This is a genomic window from Acidovorax sp. ACV02 (assembly GCF_014851475.1).
Classification (GTDB): Bacteria; Pseudomonadota; Gammaproteobacteria; order Burkholderiales; family Burkholderiaceae_C; genus Acidovorax; species Acidovorax delafieldii.
On sequence record NZ_JACUZU010000002.1, the window covers coordinates 186735 to 212327 of the forward strand.

At 64.6% G+C, this 25593-nt stretch carries 27 protein-coding genes; 16 read left to right on the forward strand and 11 right to left on the reverse strand.

Annotated elements, in window-relative coordinates:
* Positions 1-72: 72 nt before the first annotated feature.
* The 10 genes from IB236_RS04745 (at position 73) to IB236_RS04790 (ending at position 9500) form a co-directional block, all read left to right on the forward strand.
* Positions 73-1284, forward strand: coding sequence for an HD-GYP domain-containing protein (locus tag IB236_RS04745; RefSeq protein ID WP_192419180.1), 1212 nt, complete (start codon positions 73-75; stop codon positions 1282-1284).
* Positions 1285-1614: 330 nt separating this feature from the next.
* Entirely contained in the window at positions 1615-2199 is a 585-nt protein-coding gene (locus tag IB236_RS04750) for a glutathione peroxidase (protein WP_056742863.1), read from the forward strand.
* Positions 2200-2443: 244 nt separating this feature from the next.
* Complete coding sequence (locus tag IB236_RS04755; protein ID WP_192419182.1) at positions 2444-3754, forward strand: NAD(P)/FAD-dependent oxidoreductase; 1311 nt, start codon at positions 2444-2446, stop codon at positions 3752-3754.
* The gene (locus IB236_RS04760; protein WP_086928480.1) at positions 3751-4542 is read left to right on the forward strand and encodes a DUF1365 domain-containing protein; all 792 of its coding nucleotides are present in this window, start codon (positions 3751-3753) and stop codon (positions 4540-4542) included. The genes IB236_RS04755 and IB236_RS04760 overlap by 4 nt, the downstream gene beginning before the upstream one ends.
* Before the next feature lie 35 nt (positions 4543-4577).
* Positions 4578-5810 carry a cyclopropane-fatty-acyl-phospholipid synthase family protein gene (locus IB236_RS04765; RefSeq protein WP_056057551.1) on the forward strand — a complete coding sequence of 411 codons (1233 nt, stop codon included), beginning with the start codon at positions 4578-4580 and terminating at the stop codon, positions 5808-5810.
* A gap of 50 nt (positions 5811-5860) precedes the next feature.
* Positions 5861-6394: a chalcone isomerase family protein gene (locus IB236_RS04770; RefSeq protein ID WP_056057555.1), complete on the forward strand. Its 534-nt coding sequence runs from the start codon at positions 5861-5863 to the stop codon at positions 6392-6394.
* Entirely contained in the window at positions 6391-7689 is a 1299-nt protein-coding gene (locus IB236_RS04775; protein WP_192419184.1) for an MFS transporter, read from the forward strand. Before IB236_RS04770 ends, IB236_RS04775 begins: the two co-directional genes overlap by 4 nt.
* Positions 7690-7714: 25 nt before the next feature.
* Positions 7715-8257, forward strand: a complete 543-nt coding sequence (locus IB236_RS04780; protein ID WP_192419186.1) for a DUF3833 domain-containing protein — start codon at positions 7715-7717, stop codon at positions 8255-8257.
* Entirely contained in the window at positions 8254-9036 is a 783-nt protein-coding gene (locus tag IB236_RS04785) for an SDR family oxidoreductase (protein WP_192419188.1), read from the forward strand. Before IB236_RS04780 ends, IB236_RS04785 begins: the two co-directional genes overlap by 4 nt.
* 8 nt (positions 9037-9044) lie before the next feature.
* The gene (locus IB236_RS04790) at positions 9045-9500 is read left to right on the forward strand and encodes a nuclear transport factor 2 family protein (protein WP_192419190.1); all 456 of its coding nucleotides are present in this window, start codon (positions 9045-9047) and stop codon (positions 9498-9500) included.
* Between the two features lie 181 nt (positions 9501-9681).
* On the opposite strand, the gene IB236_RS04795 is transcribed toward IB236_RS04790, so the two are convergent.
* The 8 genes from IB236_RS04795 to IB236_RS04830 all read right to left on the reverse strand — a co-directional run bounded on the left by IB236_RS04795 (position 9682) and on the right by IB236_RS04830 (position 17145).
* Entirely contained in the window at positions 9682-10587 is a 906-nt protein-coding gene (locus IB236_RS04795; RefSeq protein ID WP_056742851.1) for a sugar phosphate isomerase/epimerase, read from the reverse strand.
* A gap of 16 nt (positions 10588-10603) precedes the next feature.
* A complete protein-coding gene (locus IB236_RS04800; protein ID WP_192419192.1) occupies positions 10604-11503 on the reverse strand; it encodes a VOC family protein in 900 nt (299 codons plus the stop codon).
* A gap of 37 nt (positions 11504-11540) precedes the next feature.
* On the reverse strand, positions 11541-12449 hold the full coding sequence (locus tag IB236_RS04805; RefSeq protein ID WP_108497021.1) for a shikimate dehydrogenase: 909 nt from the start codon (positions 12447-12449) through the stop codon (positions 11541-11543).
* Between the two features lie 81 nt (positions 12450-12530).
* Positions 12531-13535 (reverse strand): TRAP transporter substrate-binding protein, encoded by a 1005-nt coding sequence (locus IB236_RS04810; protein WP_099731779.1) that lies wholly within the window; start codon positions 13533-13535, stop codon positions 12531-12533.
* A gap of 55 nt (positions 13536-13590) precedes the next feature.
* Entirely contained in the window at positions 13591-14871 is a 1281-nt protein-coding gene (locus IB236_RS04815) for a TRAP transporter large permease (RefSeq protein WP_192419194.1), read from the reverse strand.
* Between the two features lie 27 nt (positions 14872-14898).
* Complete coding sequence (locus IB236_RS04820; RefSeq protein ID WP_146870580.1) at positions 14899-15483, reverse strand: TRAP transporter small permease; 585 nt, start codon at positions 15481-15483, stop codon at positions 14899-14901.
* 224 nt (positions 15484-15707) lie between these two features.
* Positions 15708-16424, reverse strand: a complete 717-nt coding sequence (locus IB236_RS04825) for a TetR/AcrR family transcriptional regulator (protein ID WP_146870579.1) — start codon at positions 16422-16424, stop codon at positions 15708-15710.
* A 106-nt stretch (positions 16425-16530) separates the two neighbouring features.
* Positions 16531-17145: a glutathione S-transferase N-terminal domain-containing protein gene (locus IB236_RS04830; protein WP_056742845.1), complete on the reverse strand. Its 615-nt coding sequence runs from the start codon at positions 17143-17145 to the stop codon at positions 16531-16533.
* Between the two features lie 132 nt (positions 17146-17277).
* Between IB236_RS04830 and purB the strand changes: the two genes are divergently transcribed.
* Genes purB through IB236_RS04845 form a run of 3 tightly spaced genes read left to right on the forward strand, consistent with a single transcriptional unit; the run spans position 17278 to position 20960 of the window.
* The gene (purB, locus tag IB236_RS04835) at positions 17278-18657 is read left to right on the forward strand and encodes an adenylosuccinate lyase (RefSeq protein WP_056056582.1); all 1380 of its coding nucleotides are present in this window, start codon (positions 17278-17280) and stop codon (positions 18655-18657) included.
* Between the two features lie 45 nt (positions 18658-18702).
* A complete protein-coding gene (locus IB236_RS04840) occupies positions 18703-20397 on the forward strand; it encodes a hypothetical protein (protein ID WP_192419196.1) in 1695 nt (564 codons plus the stop codon).
* A 2-nt stretch (positions 20398-20399) separates the two neighbouring features.
* The gene (locus tag IB236_RS04845; RefSeq protein ID WP_056742839.1) at positions 20400-20960 is read left to right on the forward strand and encodes a YaeQ family protein; all 561 of its coding nucleotides are present in this window, start codon (positions 20400-20402) and stop codon (positions 20958-20960) included.
* Positions 20961-21044: 84 nt separating this feature from the next.
* Here the strand turns inward: IB236_RS04845 and IB236_RS04850 are convergent, their stop codons facing one another.
* Positions 21045-21350, reverse strand: coding sequence for a hypothetical protein (locus tag IB236_RS04850; protein ID WP_056056585.1), 306 nt, complete (start codon positions 21348-21350; stop codon positions 21045-21047).
* 52 nt (positions 21351-21402) lie between these two features.
* Complete coding sequence (locus IB236_RS04855) at positions 21403-21843, reverse strand: DUF3717 domain-containing protein (protein ID WP_099731773.1); 441 nt, start codon at positions 21841-21843, stop codon at positions 21403-21405.
* A 524-nt stretch (positions 21844-22367) separates the two neighbouring features.
* Here IB236_RS04855 and IB236_RS04860 point away from each other — a divergent pair.
* From IB236_RS04860 to IB236_RS04870, 3 genes are all read left to right on the forward strand, one after another.
* The gene (locus tag IB236_RS04860; protein WP_099731772.1) at positions 22368-23123 is read left to right on the forward strand and encodes a TerC family protein; all 756 of its coding nucleotides are present in this window, start codon (positions 22368-22370) and stop codon (positions 23121-23123) included.
* 86 nt (positions 23124-23209) lie between these two features.
* The gene (locus IB236_RS04865; RefSeq protein ID WP_192419198.1) at positions 23210-23668 is read left to right on the forward strand and encodes a hypothetical protein; all 459 of its coding nucleotides are present in this window, start codon (positions 23210-23212) and stop codon (positions 23666-23668) included.
* A gap of 74 nt (positions 23669-23742) precedes the next feature.
* The gene (locus tag IB236_RS04870) at positions 23743-24096 is read left to right on the forward strand and encodes a phage holin family protein (RefSeq protein ID WP_192419200.1); all 354 of its coding nucleotides are present in this window, start codon (positions 23743-23745) and stop codon (positions 24094-24096) included.
* Here the strand turns inward: IB236_RS04870 and IB236_RS04875 are convergent.
* A complete protein-coding gene (locus IB236_RS04875) occupies positions 24064-25542 on the reverse strand; it encodes a M48 family metalloprotease (RefSeq protein ID WP_192419201.1) in 1479 nt (492 codons plus the stop codon). The genes IB236_RS04870 and IB236_RS04875 overlap by 33 nt on opposite strands.
* Positions 25543-25593: the final 51 nt, after the last annotated feature.

The following is a 25593-nucleotide window of genomic DNA, read 5'->3' on the forward strand; positions in this document are numbered from 1 at the left end:
AAAAAGCAGGGCAATCACGGGGGTCGCGCGGGCTTTGGCGGGAGGTAGCCGTCGGATAATGCAACGCGCACCATGAACCTCGTCAGCCTCAACATCGAATCCATCCAGCTGGGCCATCCCCTGCCTTTTGTGCTGCGGGGGGCCGACGGCGTGTTGCTGGCGCAAAAGGGCTATGTGATCCGCACCCGCGACGAACTGGCCAAGCTGGTCGAACGTGGGCGCGAGCTGTGTGTGGACACCGACGAATCCGGCGGCAGCCACCGCGCCTACCTGGCGCAGCTGCAGCGCATGCTGATCGCCGATACCAACCTGGGCGAGATCGCCGCCATGAAGATGACGGCCGGCGAGCAGGCCGCCGCAGCGGCCGCTGCGCGTGCGGGCAGAACCCTGCCCGACTGGCCCGAGCTGCAGTTGCGGGCCACGCAGCTGCTACGCGCTCCGTCGCACAGCGACTTTGGCGGGCGGTTTCAGGCGCTGCACGACGAGCTGGTGCGCCATTGCGAGCAGACGCCCGACGCCACGCTGCTGGCACTGATCTATCTCTCGGCCCAGGAAACGCGCATGTACAGCGCCACGCATTCCATGCTGGTCAGCTGCGTGTGCATGGTGGTGGCCCGCGAGATGCTGCGCTGGCCCAGCGGCCGGGTGCAGCAATTGGGGCACGCAGCGCTGAGCATGAACATCGCCATGACCGAGCTGCAGGACCAGTTGGTGCTGCAGACCCAGCCCCTCACCGCGACCCAGATTGCCGCCGTGGAAGACCACGCGGCGCGGTCCGAGGCGCTGCTGCGCCATCTGGGCGTGGCCGACCCGGTGTGGCTGGAGGCCGTGCGCTGCCACCACCACCGCACGCCCGGGCCCCTGGCCAAAAAGACCGAAGCCCAGCAAATGGCCCGCCTGCTGCAGCGCGCCGACATTTTTGGCGCCCGCCTGGCCCCCCGCGCCGCGCGGCTGCCCATGCCTGTCACTGCCGCCATGCAGGCCAGCTACTACGACGAAGAGCACCAGGTGGACGAGGCCGGCGCCGCCCTCGTCAAGACCCTGGGCGTCTATCCCCCCGGCGCCTTTGTGCGCCTGGCCAGTCGTGAAGTGGGCGTGGTCATCCGCCGGGGCACCACCGCCACCACCCCCCGCGTGGCCGTGGTGACCAACCGCGACGGCATGGCCACGGGCGAGCCCATTCCCCGCGATACGGGCATGCCGCCCTGGAAGGTCACCGGTGTGGTGGCTTTCAAGGACGTGCGGGTCAACCTGTCGCTGGACCGCCTGCTGCAGATGGTCTGACGCCTGGGAGGGCGCTGCGAGCCCCCCGGTTCTGCGTGCCGCCGCTGTCTGCGGCGGACAACCCCCTGTTTTCAGCATTGAGCGTCGCCTCATGCCTGGCTCCTGGTGCCTGGCACCGGGTCTGACGCCGCGCTCGCCCCTTTTCCCTGCCGGGTGATCGGCCGGCGCCGTTTGGGCTGCACGGCCGTTTTGGGCCCCCTCACCCCGTTACTTCCGAAATCTGAATCCAAATGCGTTCGCACCACGTAAACCATTCAGTACAAATAAAAACTCATGTGGACAAAAAATGATGAAATGGTTAAATTGGCCGTACTCACTGCCCAAAGTCCTATGAACCGCCTTACAAGACTCCTCTCGACAGCCACCGCGCTGGCGGCCTGGCTGCTGCTGGCGCCCGCCGCCCAAGCGGCCGATGCGCCTGCAGCGTGCCCGGCCACGCTGCAGCACACCTTTCCGCGCCTGCAGGACGAAAAGCCGCAGTCGCTTTGCCAGTACAGCGGAAAAGTGGTTCTGGTGGTCAACACGGCCAGCTTCTGTGGCTTTACCGGCCAGTACAAGGGACTGGAAGAGCTGTATGCCCGCTACAAGGACAAGGGGCTGGTGGTGCTGGGCTTCCCGTCCAACGACTTTGCCCAGGAAAAAGGCAGCAACAAGGAAATCGCCGACTTCTGCGAAAACACCTTCGGGGTGAAATTTCCCATGTTTGCCAAAAGCAGCGTGAAGGGCCCGGAGGCTTCGCCGCTGTACCAGCAGCTGGCGCAGCTGTCGGGCACGGCGCCCCGCTGGAACTTCCACAAATACCTGCTGGGCCGCGACGGCAAGCTGGTGGACAACTACTCCAGCCTGACCGGGCCGGACAACAAGGGCCTGGTGCGTGCCATCGAACAGCAGCTCGCCCTGCCCACACCCCGGTGAGCGCAATGACTTCTTTACATTTCTTGAAAAAAAATACAGAAGGCCTCTGGAACTTCGCCGGGGCGGCCTCACTCTATCCATTGCGCAAGACGATTGCGCAGCGTACAGTTTTAATGTTGCGAAGCCTTTCGGGCCCCCGGGTTCCGACTGACCTCCTGGAGCGCTTCTCCTCCCTCCCTCTCTTATTCGTTTCGGGACGCTTCGCAACCTTTTTATTCCGTGCACCGGCCAGAGGGAGCCGGTCATGAAAATCGCCATCATCGGCTCCGGCATCTCCGGGCTTTCCGTCGCGCACCAGCTGCGCGGCCAGGCGGACATCACGCTGTTTGAGGCGGGCGACTACTTCGGCGGCCACACCCACACCGTCGATGTCACCCTGCCCGATGCGTCAGGCACCCCGGTCACCCACGGCGTGGACACCGGCTTTCTGGTGTTCAACGAGCGCACCTACCCCCACCTGATCCGCCTGTTGGCCGAGCTGGGCGTGGAGACTGCCAAATCCGACATGTCGTTTTCGGTGCAGGTGCCCGCAGCACTGGGCGGCGGCCGCGCGCTGGAATGGAGCGGCACCAACCTCAGCACCGTGTTTGCCCAGCGTTCCAACCTGGTCAACCCGCGCTTTCTGGGCATGCTGCGCGACCTGCTGCGCTTCAACCAACTGTGTACTCGCATTGCCGACAAGCAGGCCGAGGCAGCGCTGATGCAGCCCCTGGGAGACTTCTTGCGCGAGCACCGCTTTGGCGACGCCTTCCGTGACTGGTACTTCCTGCCCATGCTGGGCTGCATCTGGAGCTGCCCCACCGACCAGATGCTGAAGTTCCCCGTGGCCACCATGATCCGGTTCTGCCACAACCACGGCCTGATTCAGGTGAGCAACCGCCCCCAGTGGTGGACGGTGTCCGGCGGAGCGCGCCACTACGTGGACAAGATCGTGGCGGGCATTGCCGACAAGCGACTGAACACCCCCGTGCGCCGCATCGAGCGTGATGCCGCCGGCGTGCGCGTGGTGACTGCAGGCCACACCGAGCACTTTGACAAGGTGGTGCTGGCCACCCATTCGGACCAGTCGCTCGCCCTGCTGGCCCAGCCCACGCCGCACGAGCGCGCGGTGCTGGGTTCCATTCGCTACCAGGCCAACCGCGCTGTCCTGCACACCGATACGTCCGTGCTGCCCGAGCGCCGCGCCGCCTGGGCCGCGTGGAACTACGAACGTGCGCCGCAACGCAGCCGCGAGTCGGCCCGCGTGTGCCTGCACTACCTCATCAACCAGCTGCAGCCCGTGCCCTTTGCGCAGCCCGTGGTGGTGTCGCTCAACCCGGTGCGCGACATTGCGCCTGAGCATGTGATCGGCAGCTACGAATACGCCCACCCGGTGTTCGACATGGCCGCCATCCGCGCGCAGCAGCAGGTGGGCAAGCTGCAAGGGCAGCAGCACACCTGGTTCTGCGGCGCCTGGACGGGCTACGGCTTCCACGAAGACGGCCTCAAATCGGGCCTGGCCGTGGCCGAGCAATTGCTGGCCGCCCTGCCGGCCCCCCTGGCGGAGGCTGCGTGAGCCACGCGCCGGCCCCCACCGCAGCGCCCCTGATCGGCTTCGGCCAGGTGCGCCACACGCGGCTGCGGCCCCGGCGGCATGCGTTCGCCTACCCCACGTTTTTCCTGATGCTGCCGATGCGCAGCCTGCCCGGCATGCGTGGTGAGCTGGCTGTGAACCGGCGTGGCGCCATCAGCTTCCATGATGCGGACCACGGCGACGGCCGCAGCGCCGCGCAGGGCGGGGCGCTGGCCTGGCTGGACGAGTTGCTGCGCACCGAAGGCATCACCGACGCCACAGGTGAGGTGTGGCTGCACTGCTACCCCCGTGTGCTGGGCTACACCTTCAAACCCGTGAGTTTCTGGTACTGCCACCGTGCCGATGGCCACCTGCGCGCCATCGTGGTGGAAGTGAACAACACCTTTGGCGAGCGCCACTGCTACCTGCTGGATGCGCCGCAGTACGGCGTGGAACAGCAGGCACGCAAGGTGTTCCACGTGTCGCCGTTCTGCGAGGTGAGCGGCGGTTACCGCTTTCGTTTCATGCGCACCGAGGCCGGTGCACAGGACGCAGGCCGCACCGTGGTGCGCATCGACCACGACGACGACACCGGCCCGCTCATCCAGACCAGCGTGAGCGGCACCCTGCAGGCCATCACCGCACAGACCCTGCGCCAGGCGCTCTGGGGCTACCCCGCCATGACGCTGGCCATCATTGCCCGCATCCACTGGCACGCGCTGCAGCTGTGGCTCAAGCGCGTGCGTTTCCATCGCAAGCCCGAGGCGCCTGCCTCCATCGTGACCCGTTGATCTCCATGTCGTTCCAGCCCCGCGAGACCGCCGCCATGAACTCCACCACCGCCACCCGCTCCGACCGCAACGCGCAGGCCCTGCCCGCAGGCACTCCGGCAGCCGCCCGCACCGCGCTCAGGTTGCTGCAGCGACTGCAGCACGGCCACCTGACGGTGCAGTTGCCTGACGGCACCCTGCAGCACTTCGGGCACGGCGATGGCCCGTCGGCGGCCATCACACTCAAGAACTGGAATGTCTGCAGCGCAGCGCTCAAGTCGGGTGACATCGGCTTTGCCGAGAGCTACATCGCGGGCGACTGGACCACGCCGCACCTGACCGACCTGCTCAAGCTCTTCATCGCCAACCGCCAGCAGGTGGAAGGCGTGATCTACGGCACCTGGGCCGGCCGGCTGCTGTACCGCATCAAGCACCTGCTCAACCGCAACACCCGCGCCAACAGCCAGAAGAACATCCACGCCCACTACGACCTGGGCAACGCGTTCTACGAACTCTGGCTGGACGATACGATGAACTACTCGTCCGCCTGGTTCGAAGGCGATGCAGGCGGCGACATGCGCGCGGCCCAGCACGCCAAGGTGCGGCGCGCGTTGCGCATGGCCGGTGTGCAGCCAAATTCCCGGGTGCTGGAGATCGGCTGTGGCTGGGGCGCGCTGGCCGAGATGGCGACCGTCGAATTCGGCGCCCACCTGACGGGCGTGACACTCTCCACCGAGCAGCTCGCCTTCGCGCAAAAGCGCATGGCGCAGCAAGGGGTGGCCGAGCACGCCGACCTGCGCCTGCAGGACTACCGTGACATCCAGGACGGCCCATACGACGCCATCTGCTCCATCGAGATGGTCGAGGCCGTGGGCCGCGAATACTGGCCTACCTACTTCCAGTCGGTGAACCGCTTGCTCAAGCCCGGCGGCCGGGCCTGCATCCAGAGCATCGTCATCGACGACAGCCTGTTCGAGCGCTACATCAGCTCCACGGATTTCATCCAGCAGTACATCTTCCCGGGTGGCTGCCTGCCGTGTCCGCGCGAGTTCCGCCGCGAAGCCGAGGCGGCAGGCCTGCGCGTGGTCGACGAGTTTGCGTTTGGCCAGGACTACGCCGAAACCCTCAAGCGGTGGCGCGAGCGCTTCCTCGCGCAGCGCACGCAGATCCTGCAGCTGGGCTTTGACGAGCGCTTCATGCACATCTGGGAGTTCTATCTGGCGTATTGCGAGGCGGCGTTTGCGATGAGCAACATCGACCTGGTGCAGTACACCCTGGCCAAGGACTGATGACTGCTATGAAAAATATAGCTGCTACCGCAATATTCACTAGCGCATTGATGGCTTTTGGCCCTCAAACCGCGCTGGCGCAGGTTGCAGAGGCCAGCGCAGCCGCCGCAGCCCCGCTGTCGGGGGCCCGCCTGGTCGGCCAGGGCGTGCTGCGGTTTCTGGGGTTTGAGATCTACCGTGCGCGGCTGTGGGTGCAGCCCGGCTTTGATGCCGACAACTACGCCGCCCATCCCCTGGCGCTGGAGCTGACTTACCACCGCGATTTTTCGGCCGAGGCCATTGCCAAGCGCTCCATCGAAGAGATGCGCCGCGTGGGCAGCTTCACGCCGCAGCAGGCCGCGCGCTGGCAGCAGGCACTGACCGCCGCGCTGCCGGATGTGAAGGCCGGCGACCGGCTGCTGGGCCTGTACCAGCCCGGCACGGGCGCCGTGTTCAAGATGGGCGGGCGTGTGGTGGGCGAAGTGCCTGACGCCGAGTTCTCGCGCCTGTTCTTCGGCATCTGGCTGTCGCCGCAGACCTCCGAGCCCGGACTGCGGCAAGAGCTGATCGCGGCCACCCGCACGGCGGGACAAGGGCAGCAATGACCACCACCACGCCCATGCGCGCCGGCCAAGGCCTGGCCTATGGGCTGCTGGGCCTACCGCTGGCTTTTGTGGCGCTGCCACTGTATGTGCTGTTGCCCAACCACTACGCACGCGAGTTCGGCATGCCGCTTGCCACGCTGGGCTCGGTGCTGCTGGCGGCGCGGCTGTTCGACGCGGTGTCCGACCCGCTGCTGGGGCGTCTGTCCGACCACCTGTTCGGCCGTTCGGTGCGCGCCGTGCTGGCGGTGGGCGCGGTGTCGGCCGTGGTGCTGGCACTGGGGCTGACCAGCCTGTTCTTTCCGTGGGTACGTGGGGCGGATGCACTGATTGCCTGGGCGCTGGTGGCACTGCTCATCACCTACACGGCCTATAGCCAGCTGGGCATTGCGCACCAGTCCTGGGGCGCACGGCTGGGCGGCGATGAGCTGCAGCGCGGCCGCATCGTGGCCTGGCGTGAGGGCGCCGCGCTGGTGGGCGTGGTGCTGGCTTCGGTGCTGCCCGCGCTGCTGGGCCTGCCCGTGATGCTCAGTGTGTTTGCCCTCACCCTGCTGCTGGGCTGGTGGGCGTGGACCAGAGCCCCACGCCCCGCAGACCATGCTGAGGCCGTGGCAGGCGTGTACCGCCCGGCACAGCGCGCCAGCCTGTGGCGGCCCTGGGGACGGGCTGCCTTTCGCCGCCTGCTGGCCGTGTTCATGCTCAACGGCATCGCCAGTGCCATCCCGGCCACGCTGGTGCTGTTCTTCATCCAGGACCGTCTGCAGGCCCCGCCGGCGCAGGAGCCCATGTTCCTCGCGGCCTATTTTGTCTGTGCGGCGCTGTCCATCCCGCTGTGGCTGCGTGCCGTGGCGCGCTGGGGCCTGGCGCGCACCTGGCTGGCGGGCATGCTGCTGGCGATTGCCGTGTTTGTTTGGACGGCGTTTCTGGGCGCGGGTGATGTGTTGCCGTTCATGGTGGTCTGCGCGCTGTCGGGTGTGGCCCTGGGCACAGACCTGGCCCTGCCCAGCGCCCTGCTGGCGGGCGTGATCGCGGCCGAGGGCGACAGCGGCCGGCACGAGGGCGCGTACTTCGGCTGGTGGAACTTTGCCACCAAGCTCAACCTGGCCCTGGCCGCAGGCCTGGCGCTGCCCCTGCTGGGCTGGCTGGGCTACACGCCGGGCACGCGCAGCGATGACGGCCTGCAGACACTGGGCCTGGCCTACGCCGTGCTGCCCTGCGCGCTCAAACTGGCGGCAGCGGCAGCGCTGTACGTCCTTTTTCTGCGGCACCCACGCGGTGCGGCGATGGCTGGAACCTGACACCCATACCCCCAAGGCACAACCCATGATGCAAAGACGCCTCCTCCTTTCCGCCGCTGTGGCTGCGCCCGTGGTGCTGTCCGGCTGCGCCAGCCAGAACCTGGATGGCTACGCCACCGAGAAACCGGTGCTGGACCTGGCCCAGTATTTCAACGGCAAGATCGACGCCTACGGCATCTTCCAGGACCGCAGCGGCCAGATCGTCAAACGCTTCACCGTGGTGATGGACTGCAGCTGGAAGGGCAACGAGGGCGTGCTGGATGAAGCCTTCACCTACTCCGACGGCACCACACAGCGCCGCATCTGGCGCCTGACCAAGCACGCGGACGGCCGTTACACCGGCACCGCCGACGATGTGGTGGGCACGGCCAACGGCCAGACGCGCGGCAACGCCTTCCACTGGAACTACACGCTGGCCCTGCCGGTGGATGGCAAGGTCTACAACGTGGACCTGGACGACTGGATGTACCTCATCGACGACCGCGTGATGCTCAACCGCGCCACCATGACCAAGTTCGGCGTGCGCCTGGGCGAGATCACGCTGTCCTTCACCAAACGCGCACCATGAGCCTCAACCCTCCCTTGCGCGACTGGCAGGGCCGCCGGGCCTGGCTCATCGGGGCCAGCAGTGGCATTGGCCGGGCCACCGCAGCCGCGCTGCATGCGCGTGGTGCGCAGGTCATCGTGTCGGCGCGCAGCGGTGATGCACTGAACGCCTTTGTCGTGCAGCACCCCGGCAGCACGGCGCTGGCTTTTGACACCGCCGAACCGGCACAGGTGCAGGCCGCCGCAGCGCAGGTGCTCGCGGGAGGGGCGCCCGACCTGGTGTGCTACTGCGCGGGCTACTACCGCGACATGCGCGCCACCGACTTCGATCTGGCCGTGATGCTGCGCCATGAGCAGATCAACTACAACGGCGTGCTGCACGTGCTGGCCACCGTGTTGCCCGCCATGCTGGCCGCAGCGGAGGCCGGGCGCCCGGGCCACGTGAGCCTGATCAGCAGCGTGGCAGGCTTTCGCGGCCTGCCCAAGAGCCTGGCCTATGGACCCACCAAGGCGGCCCTCATCAACCTGGCCGAGGCGCTGTACCTGGACCTGCACGACCTGGGCATGGGCGTGAGCGTGATCAACCCTGGTTTTGTGGCCACGCCACTCACGGCGGGCAACGACTTCACCATGCCGGCCCTCATCTCACCCGAAGCAGCAGCGGCGGCCATCGTGCAGGGCTGGGAGCGGGGGCATTTCGACATCCACTTCCCCAAGCGTTTCACACGCGTGATGAAGCTGCTGCGGCTGTTGCCGTACCGTTGGTACTTCCCCGCCGTTCGCCGCTTCACAGGCCTTTGACTTTTGCGATGCAGCCCCCGAACACACCCCCATCCACCGAAGAAGCCGTCACGCGCGTTGTCGCGTTCTTTGAAAACCTCTCGCCTGCCGACATAGCGGCCATTGGCCATTTCTACGCACCACAGGCGCGCTTCAAGGACCCCTTCAACGAGGTGCAGGGCGTGCCTGCCATCCAGGCCATTTTTGCCCACATGTTCGAGGCGCTGGAGCAGCCGCGTTTTGTGGTCACCGGGCGGGTGGTGCAGGGCACGCAGTGCTTCTTGACCTGGGACTTCCTGTTCGCTTTCAAGGACTTTCACAAGGGCGTGACGCAGACGGTGCGTGGTGCCTCGCACCTGGTGCTGGACGAACAGGGTCTGGTGACGCTGCACCGCGACTACTGGGATGCGGCCGAAGAGCTGTACGAAAAGCTGCCCGTGGTGGGCGCACTGATGCGCTGGCTCAAAAAGCGCGCCAACAGCTAGGGATCCTCCGCACGCATCGAGCGGTATGTGGGCGCTGCGGATCGGGATGGTCTGCTAGGCGCAAAACGCAGCACTAGCTGTCGCTATTGCGAGGTGTTGCAACACCGCAGGCTGCCCGGGACCGCAGATGCACACGGCGCGGCGATTCGTGCACAGGGTCCCCGGGGCCTGTTCACCCTCTTCACCCCACTGCCCGGATGCGCGAATGCCCGGGCAAGGGCACTGCGCGTTGCAACACGCCTTCGGCCAGCCACAGCGCACTGTTCCACGCCCGTTGCGCCACATAGGGCAGAGGCAGCTGCTGGTAGTCGTCGTTGAAGACCTCAAAGCTGTAATCGCCCTGATAGCCCATGCCGTCCAGCGTGCGTACCAGTTCGGCCAGCGCCTTGCTGTGCACGCCTTCGCCGGGGAACACGCGAAAGTGCCGCGCGGTCTCGATGCGCTCTTGCACTGTGCGCGTTTCCTGCCACATGAAGTCGGACAGCTGCACGAGGTAGATCTTGGCGGGGTCCACGTCCTCCAGCGCCGCGAGCGGCGTGCTGGTGGCGAACTGGTGGTACGAATCAATGGCCAGCCCGAGGTTAGGGCAATCGGCCTGTTCCACGGCGGCCCAGGCCTGGTGCACCTCGTTGATGTGGCGGCCCCAGGAGAGGCCCTCAAACGCCACGCGGATGCCATGGGGCAGCGCCAGCAGGGCCAACTTGCGCAGATCGCGCGCAATCGCATCGGCGTCAGACGTGGCGTGCGAAGACGTGGAGCTGCATGCCAGCAGCACGGGCGCGCCCAGGTCGCGCGCCATCAGGATCATCTGCTTGGCGATGTCCACCTTGTAGCTGTGCAGGTGGCCGGACAGACCCTCGAAGTCGCGCAGCACCTGGAAGCCCGTCACCCGCAGGCCGCTGCTGCGCACGGCGTGCACGGCGGCCTCGATGCCTTCGGGGTGGCCCACGATGTCGCGTGCGGCCAGCATGATCTGGCCAAATCCGGCGGCCTTGACGGCGGCGAGCTTGGCCTCCAGCGGGCCGGCCAGGCTGATGGTGTCCATGCCAAAGTCGGCGACGTTGCGTTGCATGGTGGATGTGCGCATGGGGCAGTCTCCAGGCTCAGCGTGCGTCCAGCACCAGTTCGAAGCTGGGTGCGCCGGCATCTGCGCGGGTGAGGGCGCCGCGCGTGCCCGTGTGCACGCCGGTGGGGGACTCGACGAAGTCCACACCGCGCTCGCGCAGCGCTTGCACCGTGGCCAGCACGTCGGGGGCGCCAAAGGCCACGCGTTGCAGCAACTCTTCGGGGTCGGCTTCCAGCGCATCGACCAGCGGTTCGATGAGCTGCCAGTGCAGCGTGCCACAGGGGCTGGCCAGGATGCGGCCGTGGGTGAGTACGCCAAACGACTGGTCCGGTGCCAGCTCGGCGAAGCCAAACAGTTCCCTGTAGAAGTGGATCCAGTCCTCCCCACGGCCCAGGCCGATGTACTGCACCACGCCAAACAGGTGCAGGCCCTGCAGCGCGGGCGGGCGCTGGTTGACGGTGGGGATGGGCACAAAGTCCACGTCGTAGATGGAGAACTCCTTCCAGCGGTCGACAAAGTAGATGCGGCTGGCACCCACCCCGTGGATGGCGGGGATGTTCAGCTCCATCACCTCGACCTCGGTGTGCACGGCCCAGGCGCCCAGTTCCAGCACCCGGCGGTAGGCCGCGGCCGCATTGCCCACGCGAAAAGCAATGGCGGCGAGCACCGGCGCTTCGGTGAGCGCGGGCGGGGCGTGCACGCCGGTGAGCTCGTTGTCCTGGTGGGCGTTGACGATGATGTTCATGTCGCCCTGGCGGTACAGCAGCACCTCGCGCGAGCGGCGGCGTGCCACAGGCTGAAAGCCCATGCGCTCCAGCGCCTGGCCCAGGGCCTGCGGACGGCTGGTGGCGTATTCGATGAACTCCACGCCCTGCAGGCCCAGGGGGTTGGGCAGTTCGCCCAGAGTTTCGCGGGCGGCCATCATCGGGGTGCTCATGGTGTCGGCTCCTTGGGGGTTGCAGCGGGCAGCGGCATCAGCGCGTGCTGACCAGGCGGCGGAAATGCGCATCCATGCGCGCCGCGTCGGGCGCCTCGCCGGTGAACAGTTCGAACGCGCCCACGGCCTGGCCCACAGCCATGCCACCGCCGTCGGATACCCGGCAGCCCAGCGCGCGTGCGGCCTGCACCAGGGCAGTGTCGAGCGGGAAATACACCACTTCGGACACCCACATCGGGGGCCGCAGCAGGGCCACATCGAGTGGCAGGCCGGGCAGTTTGTCCATGCCCGTGGGCGTGGCGTGGATCAGGCCTGTGGCCTGCGCCATGGCCGATTGGATGTCGGAGGCTTCGGCCCGGGCGCCGTACAGCGCATTCACATCGGCTGCCAGTTGAGCCGCACGCTCGGGCTGCGCATCGACGATGCTCAGGTGCTCAGCGCCCAGCCGTAGCACGGCGTGTGCAATCGCAGCGCCTGCACCGCCCGCGCCGAGCAGCACCACGCGGCGCAGGTCGGCGCCAGGCAGTGCGCGGGTAAAGCCCCAAGCCCAGCCCGATCCGTCGGTGTTGTGGCCCACGAGTTTTCCGCCCTGGATGACCACGGTGTTCACGGCGCCCATGGCGCGCGCTTCTTCGGACAGGCTGTCGAGGTGCGGAATCACCGCCTGCTTGCAGGGGTAGGTCACGTTGCAGCCCGCGTAGCCCATGATGCGCGCCGCCGACAACAGCGTGGGCAGATGCTCCGCCGAGGAAGCAGAGCGGTCAAGGTCGATGAGCTGGTAGTGCAGGCGCATGCCGTGATGGCGCGCTTCTTCTTCGTGCAGCGCGGGCGACAGCGATTTCTGGATACCGGCACCGATCAGTCCGATCAGCACCTTGCGGGGGCTTGTGGATGGCATGGCGGACGTGGGTGTGGTGACCGGGGGATCAAGCAGCTGGATGCTCATGGGGCGGGCGGGATACGGGGTGAATGCACGGCCGGGCGTGGCGGGGCCACTGGCAGCCGTGCAGGGAGGGCAGCGTGGGGCTTACTTGCCGCCGCGCAGCTTGGCCAGCGTGGCGTAGACCTCTTTCACCGTCTCTGCGCCCACTTTTTCGCTGTGCTTTTCGACCACGGGTTTCACCTTGGCGCGCAGCTTGTCCAGCTCGGCAGGCGAGAACTCGGACACCTGCATGCCGGCCTTCTTGAGGTCTTCCAGCGCCACATTGGCCTGCACGCGCGACACACCGCGCTGGAAGGTGGTGGCTTCGGCCATGGCGTCGGTCAACGCTTTCTGGTCAGCAGGGTTCAGACTGTCCCAGAACTTCTTGCTCACGATCACGGCCTGGGGGTTGTACATGTGGCGCGTCACGGTCAGGTACTTCTGCACCTCCGCAAACTTGGACGACAGGATGGTGGAGAACGGGTTCTCCTGGCCGTCCACGGCCTTCTGCTCCATGGCCGTGTACAGCTCGGGGAAGGGCATGGGCACGGCATTGGCGCCCAGCGCGTTGAACATGTCGATGTAGATGGGCGACTGGATCACGCGGATCTTGAGGCCTGCAATGTCTTCAGCCTTGGTGATGGGGCGCTTGCTGTTGGTGAGGTTGCGAAAGCCCAGCTCCCAATAACCCAGGCCCACCAGGTTCTTGGCCTGCAGCTTGTCGAGCAGCTTCTTGCCGAAGGGGCCGTCCGTCACGGCGTCAGCCTCTTGGGGCGTAGCGAACAGGAAGGGGAAGTCGTAGATGCCGAATTCCTTGGCCTGGGCCGACAGAATGCCCGCGTTGAGCACCGTCATCTCCACCGTGCCACCTTGCAGCGCCGACACGGTCTGCAGGTCGCCGCCCAGCGTGCCGCCGGGGAAGAGCTTGACGGCAATGCGGCCGTTGGTCTTGGCCGCCACCAGGTCGGCAAACTTTTGCGCGCCCTGGGCCTGCGGGTGGTCCTTCTGGTTCTGGAAGGCGAACTTGATGGTGCGCTCCTGCGCGTGCGCAGCGGGCAGCAGCGATGCGGCGACGAGGGCCGTGGCGAGCAGGGTCTTGAGCAGCTTCATGGGATGGTCTCCTTGGTTTTTTGGCAGGCAGAAACGGTAGGCGCGGGAGGGAGGGTCAGCCCCCCAGCAGGCGCAAGGGCACGAGAACAATGGACGGGAACAGCACCAGCAGGAACATGACGATGAACTGCGCCACCATGAACGGCATGACGCCCCGGGTGACTTGCGACATGGAAATGCGGCCCACCCCGGCCACCACGTTGAGCACGGTGCCCACGGGCGGCGTGATGAGGCCAATGGCGTTGTTGATGATGAACAGCACGCCGAAGTACACCGGGTCAATGCCCGCGGCCTTCACCACCGGCATCAGCACGGGCGTGAGGATGAGGATGGTCGGCGTCATGTCCATCGCGGTGCCCACCACCATGACCAGCACCATGATGGCGATCAGCAGCAGCGTCTGGTTGCCCATGAAAGGCTCCAGCATGCCGATGACAGCGGACGGAAGATCGGCCACGGTGATGAGCCAGGCCGACACCATGGCAGCTGCGACCAGGAACATGACCACGGCACTGGTGCGTGCGGAGGTCTGGAAGATATCCACCAGCTGGCGCAAGGTCAGCTCGCGGTACACGACCATCGCGACAAACAACGAGTACACGGCGGCCACCACAGCAGCCTCGGTGGGTGTGAACACCCCCATGCGCAGACCCACCAGGATGATGATGGGCAGGCCCAGGGCCCACACGGCTTCACGCAACGCCAGCAGCAGCTCGGCGCGCGTTGCGCGCTTCGGCGGCGCCACGTTCTCGCGCCGCACCAGCCACCACCACGTCACAGCCAGCGAGAGCCCGAGCAGCACGCCAGGAACAATGCCCGCCAGGAACAGCTTGCTGATGGACACGTTGGCGGCCACGCCAAAGATCACAAAGCCGATCGATGGCGGTATCACTGGCGCGATGATCCCGGCGGAGGCAATCAAGCCCGCCGAACGCTCCTTGTTGTGCCCCGCAGCCACCATCATGGGCAGCAGCAGCGACGCCAAGGCCGCCGCGTCCGCCACGGCCGAGCCCGACACTGCCGCCAGGATCACGGCCGCCATGATGGCCACGTAGCCCAGGCCACCGGGGACATGGCCTACCACGGTGAGCGCCAGCTTTACGATGCGCTTGGACAACCCCCCCACATTCATGATCTCGCCCGCCAACATGAAGAAGGGCACGGCCAGCAGCGGGAAGCTGTCCGCGCCATTGATCACGTTCTGCGCGAGGATTTGCGCATCGAACAGGTCGAGATGCCACATCAGCGCCACACCGCAGAGGAGCAGAGCGAAAGCGATGGGGACGCCGATCGCCATGGCGAGCAGCAGGGAACCGAGGAAGATGGTGACGGTCATGGTGCGCGTTCCAGTGCAAAGGAGGGGTCAGCGACGGGGGCCTGGAGGGGGAGTGCTGGCACTGGCGTCTTCCGTGCGGTGTTGCAGTGCCGCGAGTTCTTCGCTTTCCTGCACCATGACCAGCTCATGCTCGCCCAGCGGCACAAAGAGCGTGCGCAGCAGATCGCGGACCAGAATGGCAATGGCTGATGCGCCCATGAGCACACCGCTGGCATAGAAGATGCCCACGGACGCCCCGGTCACCGGCGCCTCGGTGTCGGCATTGATCAGCATCTGGGCCCAGCTGCCTTTGAGCAGGAGCCAGGAGACATACAGCATCGATATCTGTGCGAGAACCAGGCAGACCTTCTTGCCCGCAGCGGGCAGGCGGGACACCAAGACATCGGTGCCCAGGTGCCCATGCTCTCGCAAAGCCACCACGGCCCCCATGAAGGTCAGCCACACAAACAGCCATCGCGACAGCTCTTCGGACACCGTGATGCCCGAGTTCACCGTGTAGCGCAGCACCACGTTGCCGAACACCAGCACCACCATGATGGCCAGACACAGGCCGGAAAGCATGTCGAGTGCGCGGGTGTATCGCCCGAGCCAGCGGTCGGCCAGTGCAAGCATGGTGTCTCCAGTCGTTATCAGTGAGTGGATTTAATTTTGTACGAACTGGTTAGTATTTGATCTAGGTGCAAACCCTGCTCGCGAACAGCGATAGGGCAGCACCGGGTGGCGCGGCGTGGGGTCGCGATGGATGGGTCAACCACGCCCGGCGAAGAGCGTCCTCCGGCTCATGGCCCTGAAGAACAGCAGGGTGCCAGGCGCGCAGCGCGCCGGCGGGATTCGATTCAGGGCCGCAGAAAGCGCACGATCATTTCAATGATCGATTCACGGCGTTGCGCCGTGGCGGCAGGCGTATCCAGCGAGCGCTTGAAGATCGCGCCAAAGGTGTGGCGGTTGGCCACGTTGAAAAAGCACAGCGCCGAAATCGACATGTGCAGATCGACAGGGTCCACATCCGGACGAAAAACCCCCACCGCCACGCCACGCTGGTACACGTCGCGCACGGCATGGATGACCGGGATATTCAGTTCCTGGATCGTGGCGGATTGGGTGATGTACTCGCCCCGGTGCATGTTCTCGTTCATGACCAGGCGGATGAAGTCGGGGTTGGCAAGCTGGTAGTCCACCGTGAAACCGACCAGCGTGCGCAGTGCCTGCTCGGGCGCCAGGTCTTCGAGGTGCAGCTCTGACTCAATGCGCCGGATGCGGCGGTAGGCGTCTTCCAGCACCGCCACATACAGACCTTCCTTGCTACCAAAGTAGTAGTAGATCATGCGCTTGCTGGTGCTGGTCAGTGCCGCGATCTCGTCGATGCGGGCTCCGGCCAGGCCCTTGTCGGCAAACTCTGCCGTGGCCACCTGCAGGATGTTGGCCATGGTGCGGTCTGGGTCGTTCACGCGCACCCGGTCGGCGCCCGGCGTGGCAGCGGCCTCGCGCGCGGCGCGCTGGCGGGTCGCCCTGATACCAGCGGTGGGGGGTGGGTTTTGAACCATTTCGTTCATACGCCCGGGAGCATACGGCAAGCAGAGGACCGGAACTGCACAAAGACCCGCGGCACTCCGCGGGAGGACGGACTCGCCGGAGCCTTTCAGCAGCCGAGCGACGGGGTCAGGCAGGCTTGGTGTCCGCGAAACTCGGGCGCTGCATCAGCTTGTCGAGCAGCTTGCCCAAGTTGGGGTACTCGCTGCGCCAGGCGATCTCGGGAAAGCGGAACTCCAGCCAACCCAGAGCGCAACCCACGGCGATATCCGACAGGCTCAGGTGGATGCCGCTGCAATAGGGCTTGTCGCCCAGCCCCTGGCTCATGGACTTGAGGCCATCGTTCACCTTGAGCAGTTGGCGGTCGATCCAGGCCTGGCTGCGTTCGCTGTCCTTGCGGTGAACCCAGGTGGCTTCCAGGCGGGCCAGGATGCCGGCATCCATCACGCCGTCGGCCAGGGCCTCCCAGGTTTTGACTTCAGCGCGCTCGCGGCCCTGGGAAGGGATGAGCTTGCCCACGGGCGACAAGGTGTCGAGGTATTCGACGATGACGCGCGAATCAAACACAGCCTCGCCGCCTTCCATCACCAGACAGGGCACCTTGCCCAGGGGGTTGGATGCGGAGATATGGGTGTCGTCTGCCCAGACGTTTTCTTGCACGAACTGGTAGTCGAGCTTTTTCTCAGCCATCACGATACGTACCTTGCGCACGTAGGGGCTGGCGGTGGCTCCGATCAATTTCATGGTGTGTCTTCCAGTGCGCGGGGAATGCTGAACAATTCGGGTTTGATTCTATCGACAGCGACCCGGCATGAGGCTGACTGATGCGCCGCCCCCACAAACCCCGCCGACCGGCCCCGCCTACAATCGTGCGCCATGAGCCTGTCCACCATCACCGCCCTGTCGCCGCTTGACGGCCGTTACGCCCCCAAACTTGCCGCCCTTCGCCCGATCATGAGCGAGCACGGCTACATGCACCGCCGCGTGCAAGTGGAAGTGGCGTGGTTCATTGCCTTGTCGGATGCAGGGTTTGCAGAGTTCAAGCCCCTCACCACCGGAGCGCGCGCTTACTTGCTGGGCCTGGTCAAGAACTTCTCCGAGGCCGATGCTGCAGCCATCAAGGAGATCGAGAAGACCACCAACCACGACGTGAAGGCGGTCGAATACTGGATCAAGAGCAAGTTCGAGGCACGCCCCGAGCTGGAAAAAGCCTCCGAGTTCGTGCACTTTGCCTGCACCAGCGAAGACATCAACAACACCAGCCACGCCCTGCAGCTGCGCTCGGGTCGCGACCAGGTGGTGCTGCCAGGGCTGGACCGCATCGTGCTCAAGCTGCGCGAAATGGCACACGCCTTTGCCGAAGTGCCCATGCTCAGCCGCACCCACGGCCAGACGGCAAGCCCCACCACCGTGGGCAAGGAAATGGCCAACGTGGTGATGCGCCTGCAAACCGCCTGCGACCGCATCGCCAGCGTCAAGATCATGGGCAAGATGAACGGTGCAGTGGGCAACTACAACGCCCACCTGTCTGCCTGGCCCGACTTTGACTGGGAAGCCTTTAGCAAGAAGGTCATCGAGACACCCGAGCCTCTGGGCCTGGGCCTGACTTTCCAGCCGTACAGCATCCAGATCGAGCCCCATGACTACATGGCCGAGCTGTTCGATGCCGTCGCCCGTGCCAACACCATCCTGATCGACCTCTCGCGCGACATTTGGGGCTACGTGAGCCTGGGCTACTTCAAGCAGCGCCTCAAGGCGGGCGAAATCGGCTCGTCCACCATGCCGCACAAAGTCAACCCCATCGACTTCGAGAACGCCGAAGGCAACCTGGGCCTGGCCAACGCGCTGCTCAAGCACCTGTCCGAAAAGCTGCCCATCAGCCGCTGGCAGCGTGACCTGACCGACAGCACCGTGCTGCGCAACATGGGCGTGGCCCTGGGCTACGCCACGCTGGCCTATGCCTCGTTGCTCACGGGCCTGAACAAGCTCGAAATCAACGAAGAAGCCCTGGCCGAAGACCTGGACGCGTCCTGGGAAGTGCTGGCTGAACCCATCCAGACGGTGATGCGCCGCTTTGGAGTGCAGGGTGCCTACGAAAAGCTCAAGGAAGTGACCCGGGGCAAGACCGTGACAGCCGAAGCGCTGCACGGGTTGATCCAGTCGCTGGAAATTCCTCAGGCCGAAAAGGACCGACTGCTGGCGATGACGCCCGGCAGCTATGTGGGCAAGGCGGCCGAGCTGGCCCGTCGGGTGTAGCGCTACCTCCATGCGGCAGAGCGGTACACCCAAGAGAGCACCTGGATGACAGCGCCTTTCATTCGAGGGCGTTGGTCAAAGGAATCATTGTTTGCTCTGCTTGTTTTTATCGTAGTTTTGGCAGTCGCGGCGGCGCTGTACGGCCCGTACCTGGAAAATCCGTTTGTTTTTGACGACGGAAATCTCTTCTTCACCTCCCGTCTGACGACCGCGGCCGTGGAGCCCTGGGAGCTGCTTACCCGGTCGTTGCCGTACTTCACCCTGGGCTGGGTCCAAACACAATCGGGCACCATGGAAGCGCATCGGCTTATCAGCCTGGTGCTGCACGTTTTGGTCGCCTGGCAACTTTATCAATTGCTCAAGCAGATGCTCATTCTGGAGGAGCGCCGAAGCGAGACGGCTGCCATAGCCCGTGAGCAGGCCTGCGTCATTGCAGCATTGCTGGCCGTTGTGTTTGTGGTGCATCCAGTGGCTGTCTATGCGGCGGGCTACCTGATACAGCGCACTACCGTCATGGCCGCGCTGTTCTCGCTGATCAGCTTGCGCTATTTGCTGATGGCCCTGCAGGAAGGTAGCCATGTCAGGGCGCTGCGTGCGGCGCTGATGTCATCTTTGGCCATGCTGTGCAAGGAACATTCAGTGACTGTTCCATTTGCAGCCTTGTCACTCGTTTTGCTGCTGGATCGGGTGGATCGACGAACGGTACAAGTCTGCTCCACGTTCATTTGCGCGAATTTGCCGGCCGTTGCCTTGGTGTTCAGCGTGGGGATGGGATTCGTTGGCCAGCCGTACGAACCCAGACTGAGCGATCTGACAGGTGAAATCTACGGCCTGCCTGCATTCCAGGGCCGCGGTGATCGGTGGCTATTTTCGGCCTACATGCAGGCCCAGCTGTACTACCAATACTGGCTGCAGTGGCTGATACCCTCCACCACCAGAATGTCTGCAGACTTGAGGGTCGATTTTCTTCAACCCTGGACTTCCGTTCACGCTTTGCTGCAACTGGGTCTGTTTGTGGCAGTGCCTTCAGTGGTGGCAGGTCTTTCGCTGCGGACGGGCAAGCATCGTTTGTTCGCTTTTGGCCTCGCATTCAGCGCTTTGCTGTTTCTGGTTGAGTTCAGCCTTGTGCGCTTTCAGGAGCCGTACGTGCTCTACCGCAGTTATATCTGGGCCATTGGGTATGCTGCGACGGTCGCCGCTTTGGCACGACACCTTCCGTGGCGCATGACACTTGCACTCGGCGTGTTGGTGATCCCTCTGTTGTTTGTACAGTCACAAGACCGGCTGGAGAGCTTTTCTTCACGGGCCGCTCTTTGGGAAGACGCCGCAGCCAAACTCCCGAAACCTGAAGTAGCAGGAGCGAGCCGGATCTTCTTCAACCGGGGCAACGAGCGCTTCCAGAAGGGCAACGTTGAGGGAGCACTGTCAGATATCAGCAAGGCCATCGAACTGAGCCCCGAGAACTCCAGTTTCTACCTCGCTCGCGCAACGACGCTCACCCGCACAGGCCGCCCCCAAGAAGCACTTTCTGATCTGGAAACCGCCGAGCGGATAACGCCCCACGACGAACCGCGAATTTGGTTTGAAAGATTTCGCGCGCTTTATGCCTTGCAACGCCCTGACGCGGAAGATGCGCTGCAAACTGCCGCACGCCTGGGCAGTTTTTCGGCCCGATATGTCATTGAAAAACGTCGAAGCAATGGGGCTGACGTAGAAGTACAAATTGAAGGAACCCGCTGAGAATGGCGATCAAATCCACAATATTCAAAGCGAACCTTGCGATCGCCGACATCGACCACGGCTACTACGCCGACCATGCGCTCACCCTGGCACGCCACCCCAGCGAAACCGACGAGCGCATGATGGTGCGGCTGGCAGCCCTGGCCATTCAGGCGCACCAGCTCAATGACCTGTGCAATGGCGACGCCACACTCGCGTTCGGTGCAGGGCTGTCAGACCCGGATGACCCAGATGCATCGCTGACGGACTTTACCGGCCGCAAGCGAGTGTGGATCGAAGTGGGGCAGCCGGAAGACAAGCCGCTGACGAAAGCCTGCAGCAAGGCTGACTCGGTGATCGTGTACTGCTTCAACCACGCGGCCGAGATCTGGTGGAAGGGCATTGAAACCAAGCTTTCGCGACTGGACAAGCTGCAGGTCTGGCGCATTCCGACCGAGGCGTCGCAAGCGCTGGCACAGCTGGCCGAGCGCAGCATGCAGCTGCAGGCCACAGTGCAGGAAGGATCCATCACCCTCAGCAGCACACAAGGCAGCGTGCATGTGGAGCCCGTACGCTGGAAGTGAGGGCGTTTTGGGGCAAAGTTCCTGGTAGCGCTAGAGGAATATGCCTTAATAGCTATTAAATATATAGCAAACCACCCAATGCCGTCAGTCGCGCGGCATGAACGCTCCGCAATTCCAACACTGCTCAAACCCGCCTTCCACCAACTCGCCACAGAGACAGGCCCAGTGGCGCTGCGGCAGGTTGTGTAACTCTTGCAGCAAGGCTTGTGCACGCGCAGCGTGCTCTTCGTGGTCCAGCCAGATCTCGGGCAGGCACTGATCGGGTGGCAGGTGTCCGGCGGCAGCGCCCAGGTACTGGCGCTGCACAGAGGCCGTCATGCCCGCTTCGCACAGCAGATCCGCCCACAGGGTGGCGATGGCGATGTTCGGAGCTTGGGTCAGGCGCAGCATGGCGCCACCTTAGCGGTTTGCCGGGCGAGCGTACAGCCCATCGCCCATCAACCTACCCCGCCGTTGGCGCCCCTGGCGCGGTCACGCCCTCTGCGGCGCGCTCGGCGTATCGGTTGAAACGCCAGGCCGAGTGCTCCAGCGTGATACGGCGCCACACCCCCCGCTTTTCCGCCGGAGTGTACGAGGGCCAGAATTGCACCTCGTCGAAGGTGCGCCCGCAGCCCTTGCACAGGTCGTCGCCTTGGCTGGTGGAGCAAATCGCGATGCAAGGTGTGTCGGGCGTCGTGTCGTACCAGGCCTGCCATGCCGCCATGGCTGCGGAAGGCAGGCTGTCCTCGTCGATCTCTGTGGTGTGCCCGTAGACCATCAGCGCATAGACCTCCCCCAGGGCCTGGACCTCAGGCGCCAGACCCAACCCATCGGGTGATGCGGGCGCACGGTGCCGCCAGTGATTGATGGCAGCTTCGATGTCGGTGATGTGGATGGCAGCCATGAAAGCGGGGCAAGGGACGCGCAAGCGCAGGGGCACAAGAGGGGCTGGATGATAGCGGCCCGCCACAAGGGATGCTGGCAGTGGTGGTATCCGCCGTATTTCCCCGAGCGAGGCAGCACGCCCAGCCCCACCCCGGCGTGTACGCAGTAACCACAACACCCCGGCCCTTGCGCTGCCTCGCCGGTAATGTTCCAATCGCGGTCTCGAAGGGGAGTAGCTCCCGCCTTGCCAGCCAGCCCACCGCCATCCGGGCTTGAGCGGCACAAGGCATCGGATTTGTCGTCAATACGAAGCTTTGCTTCCGGCAATCCGGGTTCACGCACAACCAGCTTGTGTAGAACTGAGCAAGACCTTTGATGGGCCCACCGTGGGCTGATCAAGGCCGTCCCTTCGCTTGCCATGTCTCCCCTGTCTGGGGCAAGCCTTCCTTGACCAGGTCACCGTAAGCCCCCTATCCCTGCGGGGGACTCGGCGCTACAGTGGCGCCAGGATCCTCGTTTCGCGCCACTGACATTGAGGAATTTATGGACTTTTTGGCTTCGCCCGAATTCTGGCTCGCACTCGGCCAGATCATCATCATCGACATCCTGCTGGGTGGTGACAACGCCGTGGTCATTGCCCTGGCCTGCCGCAAACTGCCCCCTGCACAACGCACCAAGGGCATCATCTGGGGCACTGCGGGCGCCATCGTGCTGCGCGTGATCCTGATCGCCTTTGCGATGACCTTGCTGGCGCTGCCCTTCCTCAAGTTCGTGGGCGCGCTGCTTCTGGTGTGGATCGGTGTGAAGCTGCTGGCTCCCGATGAAGAGGGCCATGGCGACGTGCAAGGCAGCGACAAGCTGCTGGCTGCCATCAAGACCATCATCGTGGCCGACCTGGTCATGAGCGTGGACAACGTGATCGCTATTGCCGGCGCGGCCCAGAATGCGGGCGACCATTCGTTCCTGCTGGTGGTGCTGGGTCTGCTGATCTCTATCCCGATCATCGTCTGGGGGAGTCAGCTGGTCATCAAGCTCATGGAGCGGTTTCCCCTCATCATCACGCTGGGTGGCATGCTGCTGGGCTGGATTGCCGGCGGCATGCTGGTCACCGACCCAGCCCTCGCCAACCCTGACAAGTGGCAGTGGATGCTCAAGATGCCCGTCGATAGCGTGAGCGGCGAAGTCACCGATGTCGTGAAGTACGGGGCCAGTGTGGCCGGTGCGCTGCTGGTTTTGCTGGCTGGCAAGATCATCCTGGCTCGCCGTGCCAGTGCTGGCTCGGCACCGGTTGGGCACTGACCGCTTCACGCGAATTGCATTGCATCTGACGCGGCGCAGGGGGCCATACCGCTCCCCTGTGGTCAGCATCACACCTGGAGGTGGGTATGGACAGAGTCATCGTGTATGTGGACGACGCAGCGTACGCACAGCAAGTGCTGGCATCCCTGTGTGGGCGCCCAGCCAGCGCACACACCCATTGGGTGCTGGTAGCGTGTGCGCCACGCATGACCCACCGTGTCAGCAAATGGGTGAGCCACAGCACCCGCGAGAACTGGCGTACGAAGTGGGCGGATAAGCTGTTCGCACAAATTGTTCCGACACTTCATACCCCCTCGGGGGCTGTAACCACCGTGGTGGCCAAGGGCCCGTTGGCCGAGCTCACGGCTCAACTTCAGGCAGATGCCGGCGGCATGGTGACCGCACCCGTGGTGGACGCGCGCCGGCCCAAGTCCGAGCCTGTGCAGCCCACTGGCCGCGTGGACGGGCGCTGGTCGTCACTGTCGGGCACGCTAGGCAGCGTGCTCACCGGCTTTGGTGTGTTGTGGGTGCTGGCGCTCGAATAGGCCGGTAGGTGTGTGTGGCCAGGCAAGCCACATCCAATGATTGCAGCACAGCAGGCCAGTGCTATTCTCCGGCCATGCGACTTCTTCTGAAATGGCTGCTCAGCGCTGCATCGCTGCTGTTTGTGGCTTACATCTACAGCGGTGTGGAGGTGAAAAGCTTCACCTCGGCGCTGATCGCGGCCTTCGTGATCGGCCTGTTCAATGTGGTGCTGCGACCGGTGCTGGTCGTACTCACGTTACCCGTCACCATCGTTACGGTCGGGCTGTTTCTCTTCGTCATCAACGCACTCATGTTCTGGGCAGCGGCCACCGTGCTGGACGGCTTCCACGTCGCCGGTTTTGGGGCTGCACTGCTGGGTTCGCTGATCTACTCGGTGCTGGGCTTGGTCATCGAATCAGCGCTCGGTGGCCTGTTCGCGAAGAAGTGACTCCATCGAGCGCAGACGCGTGTCGATGATGGAGGCCTCAATGTGGTCCACTGCCGCACCGCCTCGGCGAGCCATATCCTGGCCGGCCTTGAACCGGTCTACAGCGGCGGCATAGTCATAGCGCGCAGCCTGCGCTTCGGCCTCCGCACGAATCGCCCGGAGCGCCTGGCCTTGTGCTTGCCAGGTGGACGCCAGTAGTTGCCATACAGTCGCATCCTTGGGGTGGGTTGCCACCCAGGTTTGCAAGGCTTGCGTGGCGTCAGCGGGTCGGTTGGCGCGCAGCAGGGCTTGGGTACGCAACACAAGTTCTGGCCTGCGTGCGTTGTTGCCATCTGGAATGGACGGCAGGGCCGCAGATGCATCGCCAGCTGCCAATTCGGTCTCTGCCACCAACAGGCGTGCGAGACGATGCGCAGCGGCGTCCTGCCGCACCAAGTCGTCCAGTTGGCGCGCGATCAGACGCGCATTTGCCGCATCACGCAACTGGCTGCTTGCCAACGCCGCCGCATACAGCGCGCCGGCCCGTCGCGGCAGTGGCTGCGACTGAAACCCCGAGCCCTTGGGCTCAGCGATCCACTGGCGCAAGGTATCCACTCCGGGGTTAGACAGCACACGCGCCCTCGCAGCCACCATGGCATGTTCGCTGGAAGCCTGCATTGCGGCGCCCGGCGCAGATGCTGCACCCGGAGGGATGCGCGACTGCATGTCTGCCATACGCTCCGTGGTCAGCGGGTGGCTGCGCAAATAAGGCCACGACCCATTGTCATTGAGTCGATTAGCTTGCTGCAGCTTTTCAAACATGCTCACAAACCCTTGGGGCGCAAAACCCGCGGGGGCCATCAGCCCGTAGCCAATGCGGTCCGCCTCACGCTCCATGTCCCGCGAGAAATTGAGCTGATTCTGAATGGCCAAGGCTTGGCCTCCCACGACCAGGGCCTGCGTGGCGCCTGGGTTCTTGCTGGCCGCAAGTGCGCCCAACACCATGGCCCCCAGCAGCAAGGGCGTCTGCTTGCTCTGCTGCGTGATCAGTCGCGAGATGTGACGCTGGGTCACATGGCTCAGCTCGTGCGCCAGTACCGAGGCCAGTTCATCGCGCGTGGCCACCACACCGATCAACCCCAGATGCACCCCCAGGTACCCACCGGGCAAAGCGAAAGCATTCACCGTGCGATCGCGTCCCAGCAGGATTTCCCAGGCAAAGCGTTCGTCCAGTTCGGCACTGAGTTCTCCCCGAGCCTTGGCTGCTGCCAGGAGGGGGTGCCATATGCCTTGCACATAGTCGGCCACCACTGGGTCATCGACGTAGTCCGGGTCACGGTACAGCTCACGAATGATGCGATCACCGAGACGGCGCTCGGCGCTGGTAGTAAGTTCGCTGGTATCGCCGAGGGTGGGGAGGCCCACTTGAGCCGCTGCCTGTGGCGAGGGGCATGTCAAAAATGCCATCAGAAATAGGACACGCAACGTCGTTTCCACTGGGACCGTAAGCCGGTAACG

Excerpts from the sequence above, each read along its gene's own strand:
- IB236_RS04745 (WP_192419180.1), top strand. The coding sequence starts at position 73 with ATGAACCTCGTCAGCCTCAACATCGAATCCATCCAGCTGGGCCATCCC.
- IB236_RS04750 (WP_056742863.1), top strand. The coding sequence starts at position 1,615 with ATGAACCGCCTTACAAGACTCCTCTCGACAGCCACCGCGCTGGCGGCC.
- IB236_RS04755 (WP_192419182.1), top strand. The coding sequence starts at position 2,444 with ATGAAAATCGCCATCATCGGCTCCGGCATCTCCGGGCTTTCCGTCGCG.
- IB236_RS04765 (WP_056057551.1), top strand. The coding sequence starts at position 4,578 with ATGAACTCCACCACCGCCACCCGCTCCGACCGCAACGCGCAGGCCCTG.
- IB236_RS04770 (WP_056057555.1), top strand. The coding sequence starts at position 5,861 with ATGGCTTTTGGCCCTCAAACCGCGCTGGCGCAGGTTGCAGAGGCCAGC.
- IB236_RS04775 (WP_192419184.1), top strand. The coding sequence starts at position 6,391 with ATGACCACCACCACGCCCATGCGCGCCGGCCAAGGCCTGGCCTATGGG.
- IB236_RS04780 (WP_192419186.1), top strand. The coding sequence starts at position 7,715 with ATGATGCAAAGACGCCTCCTCCTTTCCGCCGCTGTGGCTGCGCCCGTG.
- IB236_RS04785 (WP_192419188.1), top strand. The coding sequence starts at position 8,254 with ATGAGCCTCAACCCTCCCTTGCGCGACTGGCAGGGCCGCCGGGCCTGG.
- IB236_RS04790 (WP_192419190.1), top strand. The coding sequence starts at position 9,045 with ATGCAGCCCCCGAACACACCCCCATCCACCGAAGAAGCCGTCACGCGC.
- IB236_RS04795 (WP_056742851.1), bottom strand. The coding sequence starts at position 10,587 with ATGCGCACATCCACCATGCAACGCAACGTCGCCGACTTTGGCATGGAC.
- IB236_RS04800 (WP_192419192.1), bottom strand. The coding sequence starts at position 11,503 with ATGAGCACCCCGATGATGGCCGCCCGCGAAACTCTGGGCGAACTGCCC.
- IB236_RS04805 (WP_108497021.1), bottom strand. The coding sequence starts at position 12,449 with ATGAGCATCCAGCTGCTTGATCCCCCGGTCACCACACCCACGTCCGCC.
- IB236_RS04810 (WP_099731779.1), bottom strand. The coding sequence starts at position 13,535 with ATGAAGCTGCTCAAGACCCTGCTCGCCACGGCCCTCGTCGCCGCATCG.
- IB236_RS04815 (WP_192419194.1), bottom strand. The coding sequence starts at position 14,871 with ATGACCGTCACCATCTTCCTCGGTTCCCTGCTGCTCGCCATGGCGATC.
- IB236_RS04820 (WP_146870580.1), bottom strand. The coding sequence starts at position 15,483 with ATGCTTGCACTGGCCGACCGCTGGCTCGGGCGATACACCCGCGCACTC.
- IB236_RS04825 (WP_146870579.1), bottom strand. The coding sequence starts at position 16,424 with ATGAACGAAATGGTTCAAAACCCACCCCCCACCGCTGGTATCAGGGCG.
- IB236_RS04830 (WP_056742845.1), bottom strand. The coding sequence starts at position 17,145 with ATGAAATTGATCGGAGCCACCGCCAGCCCCTACGTGCGCAAGGTACGT.
- purB (WP_056056582.1), top strand. The coding sequence starts at position 17,278 with ATGAGCCTGTCCACCATCACCGCCCTGTCGCCGCTTGACGGCCGTTAC.
- IB236_RS04840 (WP_192419196.1), top strand. The coding sequence starts at position 18,703 with ATGACAGCGCCTTTCATTCGAGGGCGTTGGTCAAAGGAATCATTGTTT.
- IB236_RS04845 (WP_056742839.1), top strand. The coding sequence starts at position 20,400 with ATGGCGATCAAATCCACAATATTCAAAGCGAACCTTGCGATCGCCGAC.
- IB236_RS04850 (WP_056056585.1), bottom strand. The coding sequence starts at position 21,350 with ATGCTGCGCCTGACCCAAGCTCCGAACATCGCCATCGCCACCCTGTGG.
- IB236_RS04855 (WP_099731773.1), bottom strand. The coding sequence starts at position 21,843 with ATGGCTGCCATCCACATCACCGACATCGAAGCTGCCATCAATCACTGG.
- IB236_RS04860 (WP_099731772.1), top strand. The coding sequence starts at position 22,368 with ATGGACTTTTTGGCTTCGCCCGAATTCTGGCTCGCACTCGGCCAGATC.
- IB236_RS04865 (WP_192419198.1), top strand. The coding sequence starts at position 23,210 with ATGGACAGAGTCATCGTGTATGTGGACGACGCAGCGTACGCACAGCAA.
- IB236_RS04870 (WP_192419200.1), top strand. The coding sequence starts at position 23,743 with ATGCGACTTCTTCTGAAATGGCTGCTCAGCGCTGCATCGCTGCTGTTT.
- IB236_RS04875 (WP_192419201.1), bottom strand. The coding sequence starts at position 25,542 with ATGGCATTTTTGACATGCCCCTCGCCACAGGCAGCGGCTCAAGTGGGC.